Below are 22,966 nucleotides of genomic sequence, written 5' to 3' on the forward strand. Positions count from 1 at the left end.
GTTATCCGGGTATATAATCTATCCATAGATACTATAAGGATACGGATTATAAAACGATGAAATTATTTAAATCAAACGAATGGCAACGGGTTAAGAAAAGCAAGGCCATGGTGATTGCCTTGGCTGTTATTGCTCTGATTCCCAGCCTTTATGCTGTTATCTTTTTATCATCCCTGTGGGATACTTACGGCCATGTCAGCAATTTACCGGTTGCAGTCGTAAATCAAGACCAAACCGCAACGGTTAATGGTAAGACAGAAAACTTGGGTCAAAACCTAACGACATCGTTGGTTAATGGTCAAGATTTGAAATTTACCCAGGTCAGTGAGAAGACCGCTAAGTCGGGATTGAAAAGTGGCAAGTACTATATGACGGTCACAATTCCATCTGACTTTACGAAGTCTTCTGGAACACTACTAGGGAAGACTCCCAAGACGCCGACGATTGATATTCAGCAAAACGGTGGTCGGAGTTTCTTTGCTGAAAAGATTACCGATGCGGCAGCCGAAAAATTAAAAAATAAGGTGAGCCAGTCACTGCAAAAGGTTTATTTGGAAAACTTATTGAAGGGCACCAAGACCTCTCAAGACGGCTTTACGAAGGCCGCTAAGGGTGTTAGTCAACTGGGAACAGCCCTTGGTAAAGTTCAAATCGGTGCCGGTCAGTTGCAGACTGGAACGACGACCCTGCAAACTGGGGCAACGATTTTAAGCAATGGTTTGTTGCAGTATACTGGGGCCATGGGCAAATTAACAAATGGTTCTGCGAACTTAGTTACAGGTAATACCCAATTAGCTACCAGCCTTCAAAAGATAGGGACTGGCATTAGCCAGGGACAAGCGGCTAATGCCGTTAATATTAGCAAGTTAAATGCAGGATTTGACAAAGTTAACCAAGGCTTACAACAGCTTTCTCAAATGCAAGTAACCATTGATCAAAGCCAGTTGAATAGTAGTGCTGCTAGTGTCAGCTCCGGCTTATCAAGCGTGGATCAAAATGTGACGGCGGTCTTAGCAGACCCAACGGTTCAGGGAAAAATGAAAACTGATCCTGCCTTTGCCCAACAAGTTAGCGACCTGAAGTCAAACTTAACGGCGACAGAGAAGTCTTCGCAGGATTTGAAGACTTCTTCGGCTGCCTTAAACACAGCAGTTACGCAACAAATTTCCGGACTGAAGACGCAATTAACCACGTTATCAACACAAGCGATAACGCTTAATAATAGTGCGAAGACAGCCATCCAACAGTTGAATGACAGTCTCAGCCAAGTCGCCAATGTTTTGGCTACCCAAGCAGCACCAGGAGCAACGAACTTAGCTCAGGGGGCAACAACCTTAACGAATGGCTTAGGTCAATTAAACGGCCAAAGTCAAACGCTAAATGGTGGGGCAACAGCCTTGAGTACTGGAACAAGTCAACTTGTTGCGGCTGAAAATCAGCTAACAACGGCCTTACAAGCGACTCAAAATGGTAGTGACCAATTGGCCCAAAGTTTGGCTAATGGCGCGGTTAAGTTATCCGTTGTTCATACTGGTACAAAGAATGTCCAGGCTTTGACGAACCCGGTCAAAAATAAGAGTACGTCACTTTCAACCATTGCTAACAATGGAACGGGGATGGCCCCTTACATGATGTCGGTTGGCCTCTTTGTTGGTATGATTTCATTTAGTACAGCTTTCGATTTCATCACTCTGGGTAAGAAACCTAAGAGTGGTATGCATTGGTGGGCGGAAAAGCAAACCGTGATGGCCACAGTTTGGGCTGCCCAGGCGGTTATCATGACGGGCTTGTTAGTCCTCGTTGACAGCATGGCACCGAAGCATATTTTGATGACCTTCGTAGTGGCCTTGGTGACGGCCTTTGCCTTCAACCAGTTCGTGACTATGGTGATTGTCGCCCTGGGAAAAATGGGATCTGCCCTATTGTTGGTCTTCATGGTCTTACAGTTAAGTGCCAGTGCTGGAACTTATCCAATTGAGCTATCCAATTCCTTCTTCCAGGCCATTCATCCCTTCATGCCAATGACTTATTCGGTTGATGCCTTCCGGCAGGTAATTTCAATTGGTGGTTTGGCTATTAATTACCTATTGGTCTTATTGGCCCTAGGATTGGTATCGATGGTGTTAACTTGGTTGATGTACCATCGCAAGTTGCAAGCTGATACGGTTTTATTTCCAAAAACTGCTGAAAAATAAGCTATAATAGTAGTTAAACTTTGGAGGATTGTACGATGAAAATGTCGATTGGTGTCGAACAGAGTCTGGTTATCTTAGTTTTACTAAGTATCAATGACAACCAACCAATTAAGAGTCGGGTTTTAAGTCAAAAATTAGATGTATCGGATTCATACTTAAAGAAAACCATGAGAAAGCTCGTCGTGGCCGAAATTGTAGAAGCAATTGCTAGTAAGGATGGTGGCTATATTTTAGCCCGTCCACCGAAAGACATTACGCTTTTGGACGTTTACGAAGCCATTGAGGGGTCTGAGAGTTTCAGCCAATCGACTAAATTAGCCGGCCGCGTCTTTGGTTCGAAAGAAATGATTGAAGCTAGAGCAAATGAGGTCTCAGCAAGTATTCGTTTGGCAGAAAAACGTTTTAAGGACGTTTTGAAACAATCAACAATCCAAGATTTATTATCATCAGATCAAGTTGGTGGTCATAGTTGACTAGCCAAATCATTTAAAACTAAAAAGGAGGACAACTAGCAAAATTTACGCTGGTTATCCTCCTTTTTATAGAAGAAATTGTGATGAGTGATCATCTTTGGTTAATTTTCTTTATTCAAAATATTTTTGGATTGCTGCCAGAGTCTCTTGGGTAAATCCGCCAGTGGCAACTTTATCGCGCCAGGGGATGAGGCTTTCCTGCCAGTCTTTGTACTGATCGGGCGTGACTTGGTCCAGTGCTGGACCAAGGTCGTCCAAGGAAGAAATGGTGAAACCAATTTGGTAGCGGTCAATCAACCGGCCAATATGGCTTTCTTGCCAAGCGATGAGGGGCAGACCGGCCTTGAGGTAGAGGCTTGCCTTATGTGGGGCATTGATTTTCGTGTAGCTTTGATAGTGAAGGGTACCAAAGTCGCTATCCCAAAGTAAGCCGAACCCAGCGTCCAAGTGATTTTGGATGTCGTCTGGTTCAAAGTTGCCAGCCCATTCGATGTCAGCCGGTACTTGCCAATCGCGCCACTTCTTAGGCCGGTTACCAAAGAGCTTCAGCGCCGGTCCTTGATAATCTTGTAGCCAGGGAGCTTTTTGCCAAGTCCCGGCATAATTTAGAATTTTTTGGTAACTAGCTAGGAGAGGATTTGGTCCCAAATAGTCAAAAAGGGGTTGGACAATCGTTTTTTGGTTAACGCCCATTTTTGCTAAGGCTTGGCTCATCGCCTCTGAATGGGTGATGATGAGGTCGGTCTTTTGGGCCAGAGTAAATTCTGTCGGGTTAGCTTTTGTTACTCGGAATGGTTCAAAGTCGTGAATTAATAAGACATAATTAGCTTTTTTGTCTTTAATAGCTGCCAACCATTCGGCTTCAAAATCAGCACTCATGTAAGTTGGGAATTGATGAACCACGGTATCACCTGGTACAATCAGCTTGAGTGCCTCCTCGATTCGCTCTTGACGTTCGGTTTTTGAGGAACGCTGATCGTTGTAGCGTTCAAGAGGGAGGCGAGAGAAACCGCTTGCTTGAGCGATTTTGGCATAGTCGTCCTTGGCCTTTAAGGCGCCTTTTGGCATCCATGGTTCGATTGTTTGGGTAATCCAATTGGTCATGAAGTCTATTATAGCAGACTCCATTCACTCTTTCGGACTAGACCACTAACGTAATAAAAACTAACATTGTCAGCAAATGTACCGTTAGTTTTTGATATACTATGGACATTATGAAAAAGAGGTTATTATGAAAAAAGTACTAATGACTTTGGTGACTGCAGTGGCAGCCTTCCTGGCCTTTGGTGTGGCTAGCCAAAAGCCAGCTTCGGCCAGCGAACCCCACTACATTATCGCCACGGATGCTACTTACGCACCCTTTGATTTCCAAGATAAGAACAACAAGTACGTTGGAATTGACCAAGACATCTTGGCCACCATCGCCAAGCGTGAAGGATTTACATATGAATTAAAGCCAATGTCCTTCAACGCCGCTACTCAGGCCGTTGCTTCTGACCAGGCTGATGGGGTGATTGCTGGAATGTCAATTACTGACGCACGCCGTCAGGTTTTTGATTTTTCAACCCCTTACTACCGTAGTGGAATTGGTTGGGCAACTGCCAAGGATTCAAAAATCAAGTCTTTGTCTGATTTGAAGGGCAAGACGGTTGCTTTGAAGACTGGAACTGCCGGTGCACAGTATGCTGAATCAATCCAATCAAAGTATGGTTTCAAGATTACTTACTTCTCTGATTCCGATACTTCATACCGTGATGTGATTAACGGTAACACAGCTGCTACTTTCGGCGACCTGCCAGTTTTGCAGTACGCCGTTAAGAACGGAACAGAATTGAAGGTTCAAAACCCTAAGGATCCATTTAACGCCGGTGACTATGGCTTTGCCGTTAAGAAGGGTGCTAACGCTGCTTTGTTGGCTGCCTTTGACAAGGGCTTTGCTGCCATCAAGAAGGATGGTACTTACGACAAGATCGTCAACAAGTACTTGGATGCGAAGGCATCAACCTTTACTGGTTCAGCTTCTGACAACAACTCTGTCTTTGGTATCTTGCGTTCAAACTCATCCGCTTTCTGGACAGGTTTGAAGGAAACACTTTATTTGACAATTGTTGGAATTATCCTGGCAACTATCTGGGGCTTGCTCTTGGGTGTCATGGGTGTGGCAAAGTCAAAGTTTTTGCGTGGCTTGTCAACAACGATTATCTATATCTTCCGTGGAATGCCAATGATGGTTTTGGCCTTCTTTATCTACATTGGTTTGCCTGGCGTGATTGGCGTGAAGATTCCTGCCTTTACAGCCGGTGTTTTGACACTGATTTTAAATGAAGGTGCTTATACAGGGGCCTTCGTTCGTGGTGGTTTCAACTCCGTTGACGGTGGTCAGATGGAAGCTGCCCGTTCATTGGGACTTTCTCATTCAAAGGCCATGCGTAAGGTTATTATTCCGCAAGGCTTGAAGTTAATGATTCCAAGTTTTATTAACCAATTTATTATTACCTTGAAGGACACGTCAATCTTGTCTGCTATTGGTATTTTGGAATTGACACAGACTGGTACATTGATTGTTACTCGGAATTCCCAGGGATTCCGTGTCTGGGCAATTATCGCTGTGATATACTTAATTGTAATTACGTTACTTACATGGTTGAGTAACTGGGTTGAAAAAAGGACACGAGCATGAGTGAAGAAAAGCAAGTGAAAGTACACGTAGACAAGGTTAACAAGTCATATGGCGATAACCACGTTTTGCGTGACATCTCTTTGGACGTGATGGCCAACGAAGTTGTTGTAATGATTGGGCCTTCTGGTTCAGGAAAGTCAACCTTCTTGCGGATGTTAAATCAGTTGGAAATGCCAAACTCTGGTTTGGTTGAAGTTGATGGTTACGACATCTCTGATCCAAAGACTGATATTAATAAGGTTCGCGAAAACATCGGAATGGTGTTCCAGAACTTTAACCTCTTTAACAACTACACTGTTTTGCAAAACATTACTTTGGCACCTGTTCAATTGGGTAAGATGACAAAGGAAGAAGCAGATAAGCGTGGTAAGGAATTGTTAGCAACTGTTGGTTTGTCAGATAAGGCTGACAAATCAGTGAACTCATTGTCAGGTGGACAAAAGCAACGTGTTGCCATTGCCCGTGCCTTGGCAATGGACCCAGACATCATGCTCTTTGATGAACCAACATCAGCCTTGGATCCAGAAATGGTTGGCGATGTTTTGGATGTGATGAAGGATTTGGCTAAGTCAGGAATGACGATGATTATCGTTACCCATGAAATGGGCTTTGCCAAGCAAGTGGCTGACCGGGTTGTCTTCTTCGAATCTGGTAAGATTCAAGAATCTGGTACGCCTGAAGAAGTGTTTAATGCACCAAAGAACGAGCGTTTGCAAACCTTCTTGTCAAAGGTGATGCAAGCCTAAGGTCAATCGGTCGCTTAACACGAAAAGATAGGAAGAATGAATACAATGGTCAACCAACGAGTAAAGCCGATTTTGGTGGCGTTCACGCTTTTCTTGGGGCTTTTTGCCTTTGGAACGAAGGCAAGTGCTGCTGAACCTAATTATGTCATCTCAACGGATGCAACTTATGCACCCTTTGATTTCCAAGACAAAAATAATGAGTACGTCGGTATTGACCAAGATATTTTGAAGGAAGTGGCGAAAAGAAACCACTTCACCTACACATTGAAGCCAATGTCCTTTAATGCCGCTGCTCAAATGGTTGCTAACGGCCAGGCAGATGGAATTATTGCGGGAATGGCCATCACGGATGAACGAAAGCAAGTCTATGATGTTTCGGATTCATACTATAAGACTGGTGTTGCTTGGATTACCAAGAAGGGCTCCAAGATTAAGTCATTATCCGAATTGAAAGGGAAGACAGTTGCCTTGAAGTCTGGGACGGCTGCCTCAAACTACGGCTTGTCCTTGCAAAAGAAGTACGGTTTTAAGGTTAAGTATTTCAACGATACGGACACAATGTACAACGATGTTGTCAACGGTAACAGTGCTGCTACCTTTGAAGATATGCCTGTTATCCAGTATGCCATTAAAAACGGCCTAGATTTGGAAGTTAAGAATCCAAATAACCCTGGTAACGCCGGTGGCTACGGCTTCTTCGTTAAGAAGGGGCAAAACCCACAGTTGATTGCTGATTTTAACAAGACCTTGAAGGAAATGAAGGCCGATGGTTCTTATCAAAAGATTGTTGATAAGTATTTGAAATCAGACCAGAAAAACTTTACGGGTTCATCTGCTGATAATAACTCTACTTGGGGTATCTTGCGTTCAAACAAGAAGGCATTCTTCGACGGCTTGGTTCAAACAATCGAGTTGACCGTCGCTGGTATTATCCTCGCTTCTCTTTGGGGCATGGTCCTTGGTTTGATGGGTGTGGCTAAGTCAAAGTTCTTGCGTGGGTTATCCACAACGATTATCTACGCCTTCCGTGGTTTGCCACTGATGGTCTTGGCCTTCTTCATTTATATTGGTTTGCCAGGTGTTATCGGAACGAAGATTCCTGCCTTTACGGCCGGCTTGTTGACGCTGATTTTGAATGAGGGTGCTTATACCGGGGCCTTTGTTCGCGGTGGTTTTGAAGCCGTTGACCGAGGACAGATGGAAGCTGCTCGTTCATTGGGATTGCCTTACGGTAAGGCAATGTCTAAGGTCGTGGTGCCACAAGGTTTGAAGATTATGGTGCCATCGTTTGTTAACCAGTTCATCATTACTTTGAAGGACACGTCAATCTTGTCTGCCATCGGAATTTTGGAACTGACACAAACGGGAACATTGATTGTTGCTCGTAACTCACAAGGATTCCGTGTTTGGGCCATTATCGGTTTGATTTACATGATTGTGATTACGCTGTTGACTTGGTTCTCGAACTGGTTAAAGAAGCGTTTAGATTAATTAAAAATGATTTTAAAGGGCTCTCTCGTCTAACTGACTGAGAGGCCCTTTTTATGTTACTTGCGATTAATTCATCCAATCAATACTGCTGTGCCAATTTGGCTAATCGAAGCGAAAATTACCGGTGTCCGGCCTGCAAAAAGCCTGTGGTGCTTCGTCACGGTCAACAAAATGTGGCCCACTTTGCTCACCAGGTGCAGGCGGGCTGCCACTCTTTTACGGAGGGCGAAACAATCGATCATCTCTTGGGTAAGATGGCACTCTATCGGTATTTTGCAAAAGACTATCAGGTAGTGGTCGAACCAGTTTTAAGTCAAATTAGTCAGCGCCCGGATCTATTGGTTAAACGCCCGCGAGGGACAGATTTGGCAATTGAATACCAGTGTTCATCAATTGGTCGAAAACGGTTGCAGGAGCGCAATCAAGGCCTGGAAAGTCTGGGATTAGAGGTGCTATGGGTTTTGGGGCCTGCCTATTATCACCGGCGCTTATCGGGCGAATTAACTTGTCGGTTTCTTTATTGCGGCCGACTATTTTTTTATGTGCCCAAGCAGAAACGCTTTGATACCCGGTTTAATTTTTCTAAAACGGACTTTCATAAACTACAGTATGAAAGCCAGACTGGTTTTGGGGCCGTCTTGTCCAGCGTGGCTAATGGTACTGATAATGACGAGCGAGTAGGGAGGCAGTTAACCGGCCAACCAATCGTTAATCAGACAAGGTTGACCTGATTAACTATCTTTATGAACGGGGACATCGGCTCGATCAACTGCCAGATTGGTGTTTACTGGGACAAGCTTTTGGCCTAGCAGTCCCCAATTGGCACTTTCGGTTGGTTCTTGTCTTGTTGTTGGAAAGAGTTGGACTTAATCATTGGATCTTTGAGGAAAGGCTTAGTGCCCGGTTAAGGCAGTATTTTTACCCCAGTTTTCAAGACCACGAGAAAATTTTGAAAGCGACGTATGCTGATTTGGCAGCGAGCGGCGTCATCTGCTTACAGGACAACAAAATTTTAGTGATAAAGCTCCTGCAATTTGTCGCAGATTAAGATTGCTATGTTAAAATGAGTAAAATATCAGAAAAGGGGGGCCTGAAGCAAGCCAATGCCTTGGGCAACAACTATATGGGACAAATCACACGACAAGAAGTGCCAACGGAACTGACTTGGGATTTAACCACGGTCTTTGCAGATGACCAGGCCTTTGAAGAAGCGGTTGCCGCTTTGAAGGCTAGCCTGGCCGACTTGGACCAGTATGTCGGTCACCTTGGTGATTCTGCCCAGACCCTGTTGGCCGGTTTGGAAACGGACCTCCAAATCGAACGGTCATTTGAAAAGATTTACGTTTACGCCAATCAAAAATATGATGAAGACACGGCGAATAACCACTATGCTGGTGTTTATGCTCAAGCTCAGGACCTTTTGGCCGCTGTGAGCCAAGCAACTGCTTTCTTCCAACCGGAAGTTTTGGCGATTGATGAAAAGACTCTAGCCACTTATCTCGAAGATCAAGCACTGGTGCCTTACCGTCATTTCTTTGATGTTTTGCTTTCAGAAAAGGCCCACACACTGCCTGCCGACCAAGAGGCCTTGCTAGCGGGTGCTTCAACTGTTTTGTCATCGGCTGAACAAACCTTCTCGGCCCTCGACAATGCTGATATGGATTTTGGTGATGTAGTGACGGAAAACGGTGAAGTTGAAGAATTGACGAACGGACTCTATGGCGTGATGTTGCGGTCTAAGAACCAGCCAACGCGTCAACAGGCTTTCACGACCCTTTATGATGCTTATATGGTGTTAAAGAATACCTTTGCTTCTACCTTGTCTTCAACAGTTAAGAAGCACAACTTCTTGGCGAAGACACGCCACTATCAGTCTGCTAAGGAAGCAGCCGTGCTGTCAAATCAGATTCCAACGGCCGTTTATGATACCTTGACGGACCGTGTTGAAAAGAACCTACCACTCTTGCACCGCTACGTTTCATTACGCAAGGAAGTCTTGGGCTTGGAAGAAGTTCATTCATACGATTTGTATGTGTCTTTGACAGATGATGTGGACTTGCCTGTTACCTATGAAGATGCCAAGGCAATTGCCTTAAAGGCATTAGCACCATTGGGCGAGGATTATCTGGAAGTGGTCAAGAAGGCCTTTGCCGAGCGCTGGATTGACGTTGTTGAAAACAAGGGAAAGCGGTCAGGGGCCTACTCTGGTGGGGCATACGATACCAACCCTTATATCTTGCTGAATTGGCAGGATACATTGGATAACGTCTATACTTTGGTCCACGAAATGGGTCATACCGTTCATTCTTATTTGACTCGTCACAACCAGCCATACCACTACGGCGATTATCCAATCTTTTTGGCTGAAATAGCTTCAACAACTAACGAAGCCCTCTTGACGGATTACCTTTTGAAGACCTATGATGACCCTAAGGTCCAAGCTTACGTTTTGAACCAATACTTAGACGGCTTTAAGGGGACGGTCTTCCGTCAAACGGAATTTGCTGACTTTGAAGCTTGGATTCATGACCAGGACGCTGCGGGTCAACCGTTGACAGCCGAAGCCATGGCTGCTTACTATGGCGATTTGGATTCAAAGTTCTATGGTCCTGATTTGACCAAGGACCCAGAAATCGCTTACGAATGGTCACGAATTCCACACTTCTACTACAATTTCTACGTTTACCAGTACGCGACTGGTGAAGCGGCTGCCACAACGCTGGCCCAAAACATTTTGGAAAAGGGTGAGGCAGAACGCTATAAGGACTATTTGAAGGCCGGTAACTCAGCGAGTCCATTAGAAGTCATCGCCAAAGCTGGCGTTGATATGACAGAAGGTGCATACTTAGACCAAGCCTTTGCCGTCTTTGAAGACCGGTTAAATCAGCTAGAAGCATTACTTGGTCAGGCAAAGTAAGAAGGGAGTTTCGATAATCATGGCGAAAGTTTTAGTATTTGATGGGATTGATGAAAACGCTCTTGCTCCATTGAAGCGAGCAGGATTGGAGATCGTCTCAAACCCACAGGCAACATCAGAGGATTTTGCAAGTGATGATGAGGTTATTGGTATCATCTTGATGATGTATCCAGTTGACGGAGCAGTCATGGACCGCTTCCCAAACCTAAAGATCATTGCTCGTCATGGTGTTGGCTATGACAACGTTGACCTGCAAGCTGCTAGTGAACGTGGCATTGCTGTGACCAACACGCCTGGTGCGAATGCCGGTGCGGTAGCTGAAACAGCGATTACGTTGATGTTGATGGCTGGCCGTTTGTTTGAAACCAGCCACGACGCCATTACGGACAAGAAGGCAGCCGACTACATGGTTGGCAAGAGTGGCCAGCAAGTTTCAGGCAAGATTGTTGGGATTATCGGCTTTGGCCATATCGGACAAGAAATTGCCAAATTATTGACCGGCTTTGGTGTACACGTCTTGGCCTATGCGCGTCGTGACCGTGATGTTCCCAATGGCCGAATGGCTGACCTTGATGAAATCTTCCAACAGGCTGATTTCGTTGTTTCAGCATTGCCAGCAACGCCAAGCACGACTGGCTTGATTGATCAAAAGGCTTTTGACAAGATGAAGCCAAGTACAGTGGTGGTCAATGTTGGCCGCGGCCCAGTGATTGATGAAGCAGCCATGATTGCTAGCTTGAAGTCTGGTAAGATTGCTGCTGCAGGTCTGGATGTGGTTGACCAAGAGCCAATTAGTCCGGATAACGAACTGTTGTCCTTGCCAAATGCCTTTGTTTTGCCACACGTGGCAGCGCACTCAAAGGAAGCAGACTTTGAAGTGGCCAAGACGGCCGCTAAGAATGTCTTAGCAGTTTTCGAGGGTAAGCCTGCCGAAGACCAAGTTAACGATTAGATCAATAGGAATTTTTTAAAACCGTCGAGCTAAAAACAGGCTAGGCGGTTTTCCTGATTTTTGTTATACTAGAGTTACGATGAAGGACCTAGTAGGGGTCAGCCAGTAGTAAAGCGAACGGTGTCTAGTGCAAGACCGTCTGCTGGTGCCTCGAATTTCAGTCTGGAGACTTTGGCCTAACAGTCAACGGTAAGCCGCCGATACCGGCCAAGAGTGCTGGCCTTTTGGTCAGAAACTGGGTGGTACCGCGGAAGTTCTCTTACGTCCCTTATGTTGTGTGAACAACATAGGGGACTTTTTTATTGGGAAAAAGAGGAAGATGAATGACATTAATTGATGAATTACAGGCAATCGCCAAGCAAGCTGAGGCTGATTTGGCAGCAAAAGGAGCCGACTTGGAACAAGTCCGGGTGGCTTACCTTGGTAAAAAGGGAAAAATCACGACGGTTTTGAAGTCGATGAAGGACCTTTCAATCGATGAAAAGAAAGCTGTCGGCCAGGTGGGAAATCAGGTCCGCCAACAAATCCAAGATAGCTTAGCAGCCATGAAGGCCGTTCAAGAAAAGGCGGCAATGGACGCCAAGTTACAGGCGGAAACACTTGATGTGACCCTGCCGGGAACAAAGCCCAAGTTGGGTAACCGTCATGTGTTGCAACAAATCATGGATGAAATCGAAAGCCATTTCTTGGGACTGGGCTATCAAGTGATTGATGACCCGATTGACTCACCTGAAGTGGAAACAGATGAATACAACTTTGAGCGGGAAAACCTGCCAAAGGATCACCCAGCCCGTGATATGCAGGATACTTTTTATGTGACGCCGGAAATTTTGCTACGGACGCAGACGTCACCCGTTCAATCACGCGCTTTGGAGAAGCATGACTTTTCTAAGGGACCATTGAAGATGATTGCACCGGGTAAGGTTTACCGCCGTGACACCGATGATGCGACACACTCACACCAATTCCACCAAGTGGAAGGTTTGGTTGTTGGTAAGAACATTACCATGGCTGATTTGAAGGGAACATTATTGTCAATCATGCAGGAGCTTTTCGGTAAAAAGCACCAAATTCGCCTGCGCCCATCTTACTTCCCATTTACGGAACCTTCCGTCGAAGTTGACGTTTCTTGGAACGAAGTGACGGAAGACACCAAGCCGGAAGATATCCGTTGGATTGAAGTTTTGGGAGCGGGGATGACCCATCCAAACGTTTTGAAGATGGATGGCGTTGATCCAGAAGAATACTCAGCCTTTGCCTTTGGTTTGGGTCCTGATCGTTTTGCCATGCTGAAGTATGGCGTGGAAGACATTCGTCAATTCTACTTAAACGATGTCCGGTTCTTGGATCAATTTAATAAGCGGGGGAACTAATCATGAAGACCAACTTAAAATGGTTAAACGAATACTTACAGCCGGGGCTTGATTTAAGCGAGCAGGCTGTCTTGGATTTGGCACAGCAAATTGAATTGACCAGTGTGGAATTGGAATCTGTTGGAACGGCTGCTGCCAAGCAGTCTGGTTTGGTGGTTGTCCGAGTTGACTCGGTTGTGCCCCATCCAGATTCTGATCACATGGTGATCACACAGGTTTTTGATGGTAAAGAGACCATCCAGGTTGTGACTGGTGCACCAAATGTGGCCGAAGGCCAGTTAGTTGTCTTGGCTCGTGTTGGCGCTCAGATTGTCGACCGTGAAAGTGGTGACTTGGTGACCATCAAGGAGGCCCAACTTCGTGGGGAAATCTCTTATGGGATGTTGGTTGCCTTGCAAGAAATTGGCTTGGCTGATTCTGTGGCACCACAGGACTTTGAGGAAGGTATTCATGTCTTCACAGAAGAAGATGATGTTAAGCCCGGGGATGATGCACTCGCAGTCTTGGGCCTGAAAGATCCGATGATTGATACTGATTTGACCCCTAACCGGGCTGATCTTTTGTCAATGCGGGGGATGGCCTATGAATTGGCTGCCATGACTGACCAAAAGGTGATGCTGCCACAGACAACTGTTTTGAGCGATCAATCAGAGTCAAATGCGGTGGTGACGGTTGCCGGAAACGAAGATTTGGCAACTGGATATGCAGTTCGTGTCTTGGGCCAAGTTAAAAACGATTCATCACCGCTCTGGTTGCAAAGCCGTCTATGGAATGCAGGCTTCAAGCCAGAAAACAAAATTGTTGATTTAGCCAACTATTGGCTCCTACTGACGGGACAACCTTTGCACGTCTATGACTTGGATAAATTAGCCACGATGCAGCTGGAAGTTCGTTTGGCAAAAGAGGGTGAAAAGTTGCCCCAGGGTGAAGAAGAGGCAATGGCCCTCCGTGCTGACCAGGATATTGTGGTTGCAGCTGGTGATCAAATTTTGTCTTTGGCAGGAATTGCCACGAACCCAGCAGTTGCTGTGACGGCTGATACGACGAAGGTCATTGTTGAAGCTGGACAGTTTAACCCAAGCTTCTTGCGGCAAAGTGCTCGCCGCCATACGTTGCGGTCAGAGTCGTCATTCCGTTTTGAACGCGGAATTGACTTGGATCAAACTCTCGAAGTTCTTGATCAAGTGGCTGCCGAAATGGCCATGTTGACGAAGGGCAAGATTGTTGTTGGTTTGAGCAAGTTTGGCTTTGCTTACCGAGCACCGGAAACGATTGCTATCAGTCGCGATCGTATTAATCAGATTCTGGGGACTGATTTGTCAGTGGCCACAATTTCTGCTATTTTCACTCGTTTGGCTTTGCCAATCGATGAAAAAGATGGTCAGTACTTAGTGACTATTCCTGGTCGTCGGACGGATTTGACCATCCCAGCCGATTTGATTGAAGAGGTGGGCCGTCTTTACGGTTATGACAACTTGCCAACTGCCCTAGTTGAAGGACAGAGCACGCCGGGTGATTTGACACCACGGCAAAAGAAAATTCGTGCTAGTCGAGAAATTATGGAAAGCCTTGGATTTGACCAGGCCATTTCCTATGCCCTGACAACTCCTGAAAAGGCAACTGCCTTCAATTTGGACCAGAACCGTAACGTGGTGGCCTTGGATTATCCAATGTCATCAGATCGGACCACTATTCGACAGAACCTTTTGTCCGGTCTGTTGGATGATGTTTCCTATAACGTTGCCCGGTCTGTTAAGGACCTTGCCTTATATGAGCAGGGACGAATTTTCTTGGCCCAAGGCGAGAATGTTCAACCGGAAGAACGTGAACATCTAGCCGGCGTTTTGGTTGGTAATGTTGCTGAATCAAGCTGGCAAACGGGTGAAAAAGATGAAGTTGCTGATTTCTACGATATCAAGGGACGCTTAGAGGCATATTTGCAGACGATTGGTCTTGATTCAAGTGCAGTGCGCTTTGAGCAAAGTGCACAACACGAAGCCATGCACCCGGGACAGACAGCGGATGTTTATCTTGGCTCGACTTACCTTGGCTTTGTTGGTCAAATTCATCCGGCCGTTTTGGCGAATACTAAGTTGCCTGCAGCCTTTGCCTTTGAGATTGATCTAGAAGTGGTCATCGATCATTCACAGGCACCAGTTGCTTATCAACCTGTTTCAAAGTACCCACAAATCAGTCGTGATTTGGCCGTCTTAGTTGATGACAGTTTGGACCAACAACAGGTGTTTGATATGATTAAAGCCAATGGGGGGGATTACCTTCAAAATGTGACTTTCTTTGACCTTTACACGGGCCGGGGATTACCAGCTGGTAAGAAGTCATTGGCTTATCAGTTGACTTATCAAGATAAGACTGATACTTTAGTTGAATCAGTTGTCACGGATGCCTTTGAAAAGATGACGACAACTTTAACGGCAGAATTAGGTGCGGAAATCCGCTGATTTGGATTGTCTTGTTGTAACAAAAACGATATAATTAGGGTAAAACCACAAGCAAGTAGGACAGCCCTTATGGCAAAAATTATTATTAACGGTGGCCACAAGATTTCAGGTACGGTGACCATTGGCGGAGCCAAGAACTCGACGGTTGCATTAATTCCAGCCGCAATTCTGGCTGACACGCCAGTCAACTTTGACAATGTTCCACAAATTTTAGATGTTAAAAACTTACAGTATATTCTCGCTGCGATGAACGTTCGTTCTAATTTCGCAAACGGTGACCTTTCGATTGATCCAACCACGATTACGGAATCCGAATTGCCTTCAACAGCCATTAAATCATTGCGCGCCTCTTATTACTTCATGGGGGCGTTGCTTGGTCGCTTTGGTCGAGCAACGGTAACTTTCCCTGGTGGTGATAACCTCGGATCACGACCAATTGACCAGCATATCAAGGGCTTTGAAGCTTTGGGTGCAACGGTGACTGAAGTCGGTGATATTATTACCCTTGACGCAACTGCCCATGGTTTAACTGGTGCACGTGTGACTCTTGATACGGTTTCTGTTGGGGCCACCATCAATATTATCTTGGCTGCCGTAAGGGCCAAGGGGCAGACGATTATCGAAAACGTCGCCAAGGAACCAGAAATCATTGATATTGCGACCTTCTTGAACAACATGGGGGCCAATATTCGCGGTGCTGGAACCGACACAATTCGTATTACTGGTGTTGACCGTTTGGAAGCACGCAATACCCACACAGTGATTCCTGACCGAATTGAGGCGGGAACGTACATGGCGATGGCCGCTGCCTTTGGTGATGGCGTAACCATCAAAAACGTCATTCCAGAACACTTGGAGTCATACACTTCAAAGTTGTTGGAAATGGGCGTTGATATGCAAATCGGTGAGGACTCCGTCTTTATCGGGCCAAGCCATGATTTGAAGCCGGTTGCCATTAAGACGATGCCGTATCCAGGTTTTGCCACCGATTTACAACAACCAATCACACCACTCTTGTTTTTAGCCGAAGGTGAAAGCACGATTACTGAAACCATTTATCCAATGCGCAATAAGCATATTGCTGAATTGCGACGGATGGGTGCAGAATTATCATCATTGAACCCAGGTGAAATTAGGGTTAACCATTCCGAGCGTTTGGTTGGCGCAACTGTGGAAGCGGCAGAGATTCGTGCAGGAGCCGCTTTGGTGATTGCCGGTATTATGGCCGACGGCCAAACCGTGATTGAAAACGCCACACATATTTTGCGCGGTTACGACCGCTTAGCTGATAAATTAGCTTCGCTGGGCGTCGATTTAAAAATCGAAGGTGTTGATTTAATCAACTTGATGCCTTAACCTTGCATGGATAATATCCCTGTGATAGAATAGTTAAGTTAATAACTGACTCTGATTTAATAAAATCAGGGCGCTAAGGAGATACTCATGAAAAAAGAAATCCATCCAGATTACCGTCCAGTTGTCTTTATTGATGCCGCAACTGGTAAGAAGTTCTTGTCAGCATCTGTTGTTGCAACTGACACAACTACTGATTTTGAAGGTCAAGAATATCCATCAGTACGTATGGAAATCACTTCAGATTCACACCCATTCTACACTGGTAAGCAGAAGTTTACTCAAGCTGATGGTGCGGTTGACAAGTTTAACAAGAAGTTTGCTAACTTCGGCTTCAAGAACAACGACTAAGTTGTTTTATAAAAACGCTCACCTCGGTGGGCGTTTTTTCTTGGCTTGTGGAAAAAGAATTTGTTTGCAGTGAGTTATCACCAAGCAAAGTGCTGGAGGCATGATGGCAAAGACAATCGTACCTGTTAAATTACATGAAAAATTGGCGGTCACTATCAAGGAGATTCGCCAAAATGGGATGGGCATGGCCTTTTTAGAGGGTCGGCCAGATTATCCGATTTATTTAGCTGATGCCATGCTTGGTGAAGAAGTTGAAATTGACATTATCCAAGTGGATAAGTATTCCGCCTACGGAAAAATTTTGACCTGGGTCAAAGAGAGTACTGGGCGTAAAAATCAAAACCGCCAATATTTGATTGAGGCCGGTACGGCGCCCTTGGTTAACTGGGCTTATGCAAATCAGAAAGAATTTAAGCAACAAATTGTGGAAAAAAACTTTTACGATGCTGGTCTAGAGGTAACCGTTGTTAATCCGATTACGATGGACACAACGCCAACTTATTACCGGAACAAAACGGTTGTTCCCCTTAAGTGGCAGGATGGCCAGCTTTTGTCCGGCTTTTATCAACGAGGTAGTCATCATTTGGTACCGATGGAAGACTACTATGTTAATGATGCCCGGGTAGACGAAGTGATTGTCATTGTTCGTGAGATTCTTGCTAAACGGGGTGTATCTGCCTATGATCCGGACCAAGAAGAAGGAGCAATTCGCTATGTGATGGTGCGCCGGGGTTATTATAGCCAGCAGTTAATGGTGGTTTTGGTGACCAACGAGAAAAATTTGCCAGATGAGGCAGGCCTCGTGGCTGACATCGTGGAAGCTTTGCCTGATTTGACATCCTTAATTTTGAATTTTGCACCAAAAAAAGATTATGTCCAATTAAGTGCCAATAACCGCGTGCTCTTTGGTCAAGCGACCATTGAGGACACATTGCTCGGCAAAAAGTTCTTGATCGGCCCAAATTCCTTCTACCAGGTTAATCCGGTCATGACGGAAAAGCTGTATCAAAAGGCAGCCGACTTGGCTGATTTAAAGCCGACGGATGTTGTCGTTGATGCCTATGCAGGAATTGGGACAATCGGGATTTCAGTTGCTGACCGCGTCAAGGAAGTGATTGGTGTTGAGGTTGTTCCCGGGGCAGTCATGGATGCCAAGAAGAATTTAGCATTAAATCAGATTGACAATGCCAGCTATATTGAGCGCGATGCGCCTGATCAGTTTGAGGATTGGCAAAAACAAGGGATTCAACCAGATGTTGTCTTTGTCGACCCACCACGCCGGGGCTTGACGCCGAAGTTAATTGAAAAGACAGCTGAAATGGGCCCTGACCGCGTGGTTTACGTTTCGTGTAATCCCGTGACGGCTGCTCGTGATGTTGCCCTGTTTAAGGATCTGAGTTATGAGGTAAAAGGACCGGTTGTTCCGGTGGATCAATTCCCTCAGACTGCTCATATCGAGACGATTACCGTCTTACAAAAGCGCGAAGACTAAGTGCTATAAGTGTTATTGAAATCGGGTGCTGGTCATTTAAAGGCGTTAAAATTAAGTGCTATTGAAATCAGCTGCTGGTCATTTAAAGGCGTTAAAATTAAGTGCTATTGAAATCAGCTGCTAGTCGTTTAAAAAGCAACAAGATTAAGTGCCACCTAAATTTTTACTAAGTAAGGAAATCAATTGCTATGAATCTTTCGTTACAAACAATTGCACAAGCAACTAAAGGAAGTCTGCATGGACCAGCCGAACAGACTGTGACGGGTGTCGCCTTCGATTCTCGCCAGGTGAAAGCCGGTGACCTGTTTGTCGCCTTAGTTGGTGACAAAGATGGTCATGATTATATTGATCAGGCACTCAAAAACGGTGCCACCGGGGTTCTAGCACAGACACAACATGTTATCGATGGGGCCGTACCAGCGGTGGTTGTTGATGATACTTTAGCGGGCCTGCAGGAATTAGCGAAATTTTACCTGCAAACAATTCAGCCAAAGGTCGTTGCCATTACCGGTTCGAACGGCAAAACGACAACCAAGGATATGGTTGCCGCGATTTTGGCCACGAAGTATCAGACATTTAAGACCCCAGCCAATTTTAATAATGAAATTGGCCTGCCGGTCACCATTCTGACGATGCCAGCGACAACTGAGGTCTTGGTCTTGGAGATGGGCATGGACCGTCCGGGTCAGCTGACGGCTTTGTCAACGCTGGCGCAACCTGACTTGGTCGTTATTACCATGATTGGTGAGGCCCATCTTGAATTCTTTAAGACACGAACCAACATTGCCAAGGCCAAGTTGGAAATTATTGCTGGTCTGAAGCCAGGTGGGGAGTTGTTAATTCCAAAAGATGAACCACTCTTGCAGGATGCCGAGGGTTTGCCAGCCAATACGGTTAGTTTTGGACCGGAACCAAAGGACTGTGTTGAAACGCTGCAGGAAACAAAATTTAGCGATCAGGGTCAAGAATTTGCAATTCCGCTCCTGGGCCGTTATAATGTTAGGAATGCCTTGGCGGCAATTCGTGTTGGCCAAGCTTTCGATTTGGACCTCCAAACGATTGCTTCAGCCTTTAAAAATTTTGCGTTAACGAAAAACCGCACCCAGTTGCTGACGGCAGCTAATGGGGCAATGGTCATTTCGGATGTTTATAACGCCAACCCAACGGCGACCAAGGAAGTTTTGGCGGCGTTGGCAAAGGATCATACTGAAAATTTGGTCTTAGTTCTCGGCGATATGCTTGAACTTGGTGAAGCGGCACCGGCTCTTCACGCTAGCTTAAAGGAAGCTGTTTTGCAGGCACAACCAAAGGCGGTTTACCTAGTCGGTCCTTTGATGGTGGAAAACCTAGGAACAGTTTTGAAAGAAACGTTGCCATCTGATCAGGTTCACTTATATCAAACTGACCAGTTAGAAGCACTCGTGACTGATTTGACAAAAGACCTTGATTCAAATGATTGTGTCTTCTTGAAGGCCAGTCACGGCATCCACTTGGAGAAAGTTGTAGACCATTTGGTCACTGATCAAGGCAAGCAGGGAGGTGTCCATGCTTAAACGGGTCGATCTTTTCCCAGAAAAAGTAAAATCCCTATGGTTTAGGGACCATTGGCTGGCTTTGTCAACTATTACCTTGATTATTCTTTTTATTGGGGGAGCAATTGGCTTAGCAAAGTTAACCAAAGCTAGTCCACAAGCAATTTTGCCTGAACAAAAAATATTTTCGGCTGATAATGTCAAGAATTTAAAAAAGGACCTTAGTCCGCAGAATCAGACTGCTGAAGCAATTGATCAAAAATTAAAGAGTGAAAATTTCACCGGAACAGCCCTAGTCATCAAGGATGGCAAAATCATTTTGAACCAGGGTTATGGCTTTGCTAATTATAGTAAGCAGGTGCACAATAATGCCCAAACGGTTTATCATATTGCGTCTTCTGCTAAATTTTTGACAGCTGTTTTAGTCGGTCAGGCAATTTCTGAAAAGAAGCTTTCCCATGATGACCATCTCAGCCAGTTTTATCCAAACATTGCTAATGCTGATCAAATCTCGATCCGAGATTTGTTGACGATGACCTCTTCTTTGCAGCAAAAGTTGCAACCAACGACTTTTACGTCTGATCAAGATAACGCTCAATTCTCGGCTGATAATACGGAGAATACCGGAGCGGCCATTGGTTCTGGGGCTGGTTGGTCTTATCAGCCAGTTAATTACCGGTTATTGGCTGGTATTTTAATGAAGATTTCGGGTCAGTCCTTTGACAAAATGGTTAAAGACTACTATAACAAGCAGTACAAGCTCGGCATTGACGATTATGTACAGTTTGCAGAGGATAATCAGGCTGCCTTGGGTTATCAAAAAGATACTACTAGCCCAACTGGTGTCACCAAGGTTGAAAATGAGCGAGAAACTGGAACAGGAAACCTCGCGATGTCCGCTGGTATGCTTTATCGAGCCTATTGGCTCTTCTTCCATGGTGATTTCTTTCATAACCCAATGGAGCTCTTGGTTCAGCATTTGCCGGCCCACTATGTCTCTGGTCTTTATCGTTATGGCAACGTTTATACCTCTCATGGGATTTTTAACGGTTTTGAGCCATCCGTTGTTTTGGGCAAGAATAGCCAAGATGCTGTGATTCTATTGGCAAATCAGTACTACCATGGCCACAGTTTTGAGGGTCTCTCACGTGACCTATATGAGAAGCTAACAGGAACGAAGGTTCCTTCCTAAACACTAGTCAGCCCAGCTAGACTATAAACTGCTTGGCGTATTTTTGACGTGCTGGTGGCACGTTATGATGGAAACGACTCAGCGATGAGTCAGGGCGCGCTGAACTAGTGCGCAAAAAGGAGATAATTTTGAAGTTTAATGAACTCGGCTTGTCACAAGCCATTTTGCAGTCAATCGAAGCCCATGGCTACGTTGAAGCAACCCCCATCCAAGAAAAGACAATTCCTTTGACCTTAGCAGGTAAGGATGTTATCGGCCAGGCCCAAACAGGAACTGGTAAGACAGCCGCTTTTGGTTTGCCAATCTTGGAAAACATCGACTTGAATGACCAAAACATCCAAGCTGTTATCATCTCACCTACACGAGAATTAGCAATCCAAACTGCCGAAGAATTGAAGAAGCTTGGTTCTGACAAATCAGTTAACGTCCAAGTTGTCTTCGGTGGTGCCGATATCCGCCCACAAATTAAGGGCTTGAAGTCACACCCACAAATTTTAGTTGGAACTCCTGGTCGTTTGTTAGACCATATTAACCGTAAAACTGCCAAGCTTGGCGGTGTTAAGACATTGGTTTTAGATGAAGCCGATGAAATGTTAAACATGGGCTTCTTGGATGACATTGAAGCCATCATCGCTCAGGTGCCTGACCACCGTCAGACACTGTTGTTCTCTGCAACAATGCCTGAAGCTATCAAGCGAATTGGGATGAAGTTTATGACGAATCCTGAATACATCCAAATCAAGGCCAAGCAATTGACGACTGATTTGGTTGACCAATACTTCATTCGCGTTCGTCACGAAGAAAAGTTTGATGCCTTGACTCGAACAATCGATATCCAAGAACCATTCTTGGGCATTGTCTTTGGCCGGACAAAGCGTCGAGTTGAAGAATTGGCTCGTGGTTTGGAAGCTCGTGGTTACCGTGCCGCTGGTTTGCACGGTGATTTGACGCAACAAATGCGTTCACGTGTCTTGGACCAATTTAAGGCCCATGAAATCAATCTTTTGGTTGCGACCGATGTTGCGGCCCGTGGTTTGGATGTTAAGGACGTGAGTCACGTTTATAACTTCGATATTCCACAAGATCCAGAATCATATGTTCACCGTATCGGTCGTACTGGTCGTGCCGGTGCTGAAGGTGTTTCAGTAACCTTAGTTGCACCAAACGAAATGGATTACTTGCGTGCCGTTGAAGAATTGACGAAGAAGCGCATGACGCCATTGCAACCAGCAACTTTGAAGGAAGCTCGGATTGGTCGGATTAATGGTGCCATTGATACCGCAGCCGTAACCATTAAGGGCTTGAACCCAGCTGAATTGCAAGATCAAGTTAACCAAATGACGTCACAATTCACAGCCGAACAATTGGCCGCCGGTTTGTTGGCTGCCGTGGCTGGCTTGGATAAGCAAAACGCACCAGTTGTTTTGTCACGCGAACGTCCTTTGCCTCGTCGCAAGGGTGGTTCATCATCACGTCGTGGTGGTTACCGTGGTGGCAACCGTCGTTCAAATGGTAACGGTGGTGGCAACCGAGGTAATGGCGGCGGTCGTCGTAATGGTAATGGTGGCGGCTACCGTGGTGGTAACCGTTCACATTCCGAAAATCGCGATAACCGTGGTGGACACCAAGGTGGTGGCAACCGTCGTCGCCGTGACTTTACCGTCCGCGAAAAAGGCTAAATTAGATACACTACAAATTGAGCGGATTGGTCGCTTAAAAAAGTGTAAAACCGTCTGTAATCAGGCGGTTTTTTTGTCCCT

General features: G+C 45.5%; 17 protein-coding genes. 16 read left to right on the forward strand and 1 reads right to left on the reverse strand.

From position 1 onward, the window contains the following. The first annotated feature begins 56 nt into the window (after positions 1–56). Positions 57–2,195: a YhgE/Pip domain-containing protein gene (locus FEFB_RS00375; protein WP_047974277.1), complete on the forward strand. Its 2,139-nt coding sequence runs from the start codon at positions 57–59 to the stop codon at positions 2,193–2,195. Positions 2,196–2,230: 35 nt separating this feature from the next. Continuing rightward, positions 2,231–2,668, forward strand: coding sequence for an Rrf2 family transcriptional regulator (locus tag FEFB_RS00380; protein ID WP_047974278.1), 438 nt, complete (start codon positions 2,231–2,233; stop codon positions 2,666–2,668). A gap of 111 nt (positions 2,669–2,779) precedes the next feature. On the opposite strand, the gene FEFB_RS00385 is transcribed toward FEFB_RS00380, so the two are convergent. Continuing rightward, on the reverse strand, positions 2,780–3,772 hold the full coding sequence (locus FEFB_RS00385; RefSeq protein ID WP_047974279.1) for a sugar transferase: 993 nt from the start codon (positions 3,770–3,772) through the stop codon (positions 2,780–2,782). Positions 3,773–3,899: 127 nt separating this feature from the next. On the opposite strand from FEFB_RS00385, the gene FEFB_RS00390 reads away from it, so the two are divergent. The 14 genes from FEFB_RS00390 (at position 3,900) to FEFB_RS00455 (ending at position 22,885) form a co-directional block, all read left to right on the forward strand. Further along, positions 3,900–5,348, forward strand: a complete 1,449-nt coding sequence (locus tag FEFB_RS00390) for an ABC transporter substrate-binding protein/permease (RefSeq protein ID WP_047974280.1) — start codon at positions 3,900–3,902, stop codon at positions 5,346–5,348. Next, positions 5,345–6,094, forward strand: coding sequence for an amino acid ABC transporter ATP-binding protein (locus tag FEFB_RS00395; protein WP_047974281.1), 750 nt, complete (start codon positions 5,345–5,347; stop codon positions 6,092–6,094). The genes FEFB_RS00390 and FEFB_RS00395 overlap by 4 nt, the downstream gene beginning before the upstream one ends. 45 nt (positions 6,095–6,139) lie before the next feature. Next, entirely contained in the window at positions 6,140–7,585 is a 1,446-nt protein-coding gene (locus FEFB_RS00400; RefSeq protein ID WP_047974282.1) for an ABC transporter substrate-binding protein/permease, read from the forward strand. 53 nt (positions 7,586–7,638) lie between these two features. Continuing rightward, entirely contained in the window at positions 7,639–8,316 is a 678-nt protein-coding gene (locus FEFB_RS00405) for a competence protein CoiA (RefSeq protein ID WP_053068889.1), read from the forward strand. A gap of 392 nt (positions 8,317–8,708) precedes the next feature. After that, positions 8,709–10,502, forward strand: coding sequence for an oligoendopeptidase F (gene pepF, locus FEFB_RS00410; protein ID WP_047974328.1), 1,794 nt, complete (start codon positions 8,709–8,711; stop codon positions 10,500–10,502). Between the two features lie 19 nt (positions 10,503–10,521). Then, positions 10,522–11,454 (forward strand): phosphoglycerate dehydrogenase, encoded by a 933-nt coding sequence (locus FEFB_RS00415; RefSeq protein WP_047974283.1) that lies wholly within the window; start codon positions 10,522–10,524, stop codon positions 11,452–11,454. Between the two features lie 323 nt (positions 11,455–11,777). Beyond that, positions 11,778–12,827: a phenylalanine--tRNA ligase subunit alpha gene (pheS, locus tag FEFB_RS00420; RefSeq protein WP_047974284.1), complete on the forward strand. Its 1,050-nt coding sequence runs from the start codon at positions 11,778–11,780 to the stop codon at positions 12,825–12,827. A gap of 2 nt (positions 12,828–12,829) precedes the next feature. After that, complete coding sequence (gene pheT / locus FEFB_RS00425) at positions 12,830–15,286, forward strand: phenylalanine--tRNA ligase subunit beta (protein ID WP_047974285.1); 2,457 nt, start codon at positions 12,830–12,832, stop codon at positions 15,284–15,286. Between the two features lie 69 nt (positions 15,287–15,355). Beyond that, entirely contained in the window at positions 15,356–16,642 is a 1,287-nt protein-coding gene (locus FEFB_RS00430; RefSeq protein WP_047974286.1) for a UDP-N-acetylglucosamine 1-carboxyvinyltransferase, read from the forward strand. An 87-nt stretch (positions 16,643–16,729) separates the two neighbouring features. Then, the gene (locus FEFB_RS00435) at positions 16,730–16,990 is read left to right on the forward strand and encodes a type B 50S ribosomal protein L31 (protein ID WP_047974287.1); all 261 of its coding nucleotides are present in this window, start codon (positions 16,730–16,732) and stop codon (positions 16,988–16,990) included. A gap of 103 nt (positions 16,991–17,093) precedes the next feature. Continuing rightward, on the forward strand, positions 17,094–18,482 hold the full coding sequence (rlmD, locus tag FEFB_RS00440; RefSeq protein WP_047974288.1) for a 23S rRNA (uracil(1939)-C(5))-methyltransferase RlmD: 1,389 nt from the start codon (positions 17,094–17,096) through the stop codon (positions 18,480–18,482). Between the two features lie 188 nt (positions 18,483–18,670). Further along, positions 18,671–20,035 (forward strand): UDP-N-acetylmuramoyl-tripeptide--D-alanyl-D-alanine ligase, encoded by a 1,365-nt coding sequence (murF, locus tag FEFB_RS00445; protein WP_047974289.1) that lies wholly within the window; start codon positions 18,671–18,673, stop codon positions 20,033–20,035. Continuing rightward, positions 20,028–21,206, forward strand: a complete 1,179-nt coding sequence (locus tag FEFB_RS00450; protein WP_053068890.1) for a serine hydrolase — start codon at positions 20,028–20,030, stop codon at positions 21,204–21,206. The genes murF and FEFB_RS00450 overlap by 8 nt, the downstream gene beginning before the upstream one ends. A gap of 128 nt (positions 21,207–21,334) precedes the next feature. Beyond that, positions 21,335–22,885 (forward strand): DEAD/DEAH box helicase, encoded by a 1,551-nt coding sequence (locus FEFB_RS00455; RefSeq protein WP_047974290.1) that lies wholly within the window; start codon positions 21,335–21,337, stop codon positions 22,883–22,885. Positions 22,886–22,966: the final 81 nt, after the last annotated feature.

The sequence above is a fragment of the Fructobacillus sp. EFB-N1 genome (genome assembly GCF_001038455.1).
Lineage (GTDB): Bacteria > Bacillota > Bacilli > Lactobacillales > Lactobacillaceae > Fructobacillus > Fructobacillus cardui.

Coding starts and splice junctions, on each gene's coding strand:
- pheS (WP_047974284.1), top strand. CDS start 11,778: ATGACATTAATTGATGAATTACAGGCAATCGCCAAGCAAGCTGAGGCT.
- FEFB_RS00380 (WP_047974278.1), top strand. CDS start 2,231: ATGAAAATGTCGATTGGTGTCGAACAGAGTCTGGTTATCTTAGTTTTA.
- FEFB_RS00430 (WP_047974286.1), top strand. CDS start 15,356: ATGGCAAAAATTATTATTAACGGTGGCCACAAGATTTCAGGTACGGTG.
- FEFB_RS00400 (WP_047974282.1), top strand. CDS start 6,140: ATGGTCAACCAACGAGTAAAGCCGATTTTGGTGGCGTTCACGCTTTTC.
- FEFB_RS00415 (WP_047974283.1), top strand. CDS start 10,522: ATGGCGAAAGTTTTAGTATTTGATGGGATTGATGAAAACGCTCTTGCT.
- FEFB_RS00405 (WP_053068889.1), top strand. CDS start 7,639: ATGTTACTTGCGATTAATTCATCCAATCAATACTGCTGTGCCAATTTG.
- FEFB_RS00385 (WP_047974279.1), bottom strand. CDS start 3,772: ATGACCAATTGGATTACCCAAACAATCGAACCATGGATGCCAAAAGGC.
- murF (WP_047974289.1), top strand. CDS start 18,671: ATGAATCTTTCGTTACAAACAATTGCACAAGCAACTAAAGGAAGTCTG.
- FEFB_RS00395 (WP_047974281.1), top strand. CDS start 5,345: ATGAGTGAAGAAAAGCAAGTGAAAGTACACGTAGACAAGGTTAACAAG.
- FEFB_RS00450 (WP_053068890.1), top strand. CDS start 20,028: ATGCTTAAACGGGTCGATCTTTTCCCAGAAAAAGTAAAATCCCTATGG.
- rlmD (WP_047974288.1), top strand. CDS start 17,094: ATGGCAAAGACAATCGTACCTGTTAAATTACATGAAAAATTGGCGGTC.
- FEFB_RS00390 (WP_047974280.1), top strand. CDS start 3,900: ATGAAAAAAGTACTAATGACTTTGGTGACTGCAGTGGCAGCCTTCCTG.
- pheT (WP_047974285.1), top strand. CDS start 12,830: ATGAAGACCAACTTAAAATGGTTAAACGAATACTTACAGCCGGGGCTT.
- FEFB_RS00435 (WP_047974287.1), top strand. CDS start 16,730: ATGAAAAAAGAAATCCATCCAGATTACCGTCCAGTTGTCTTTATTGAT.
- FEFB_RS00375 (WP_047974277.1), top strand. CDS start 57: ATGAAATTATTTAAATCAAACGAATGGCAACGGGTTAAGAAAAGCAAG.
- pepF (WP_047974328.1), top strand. CDS start 8,709: ATGGGACAAATCACACGACAAGAAGTGCCAACGGAACTGACTTGGGAT.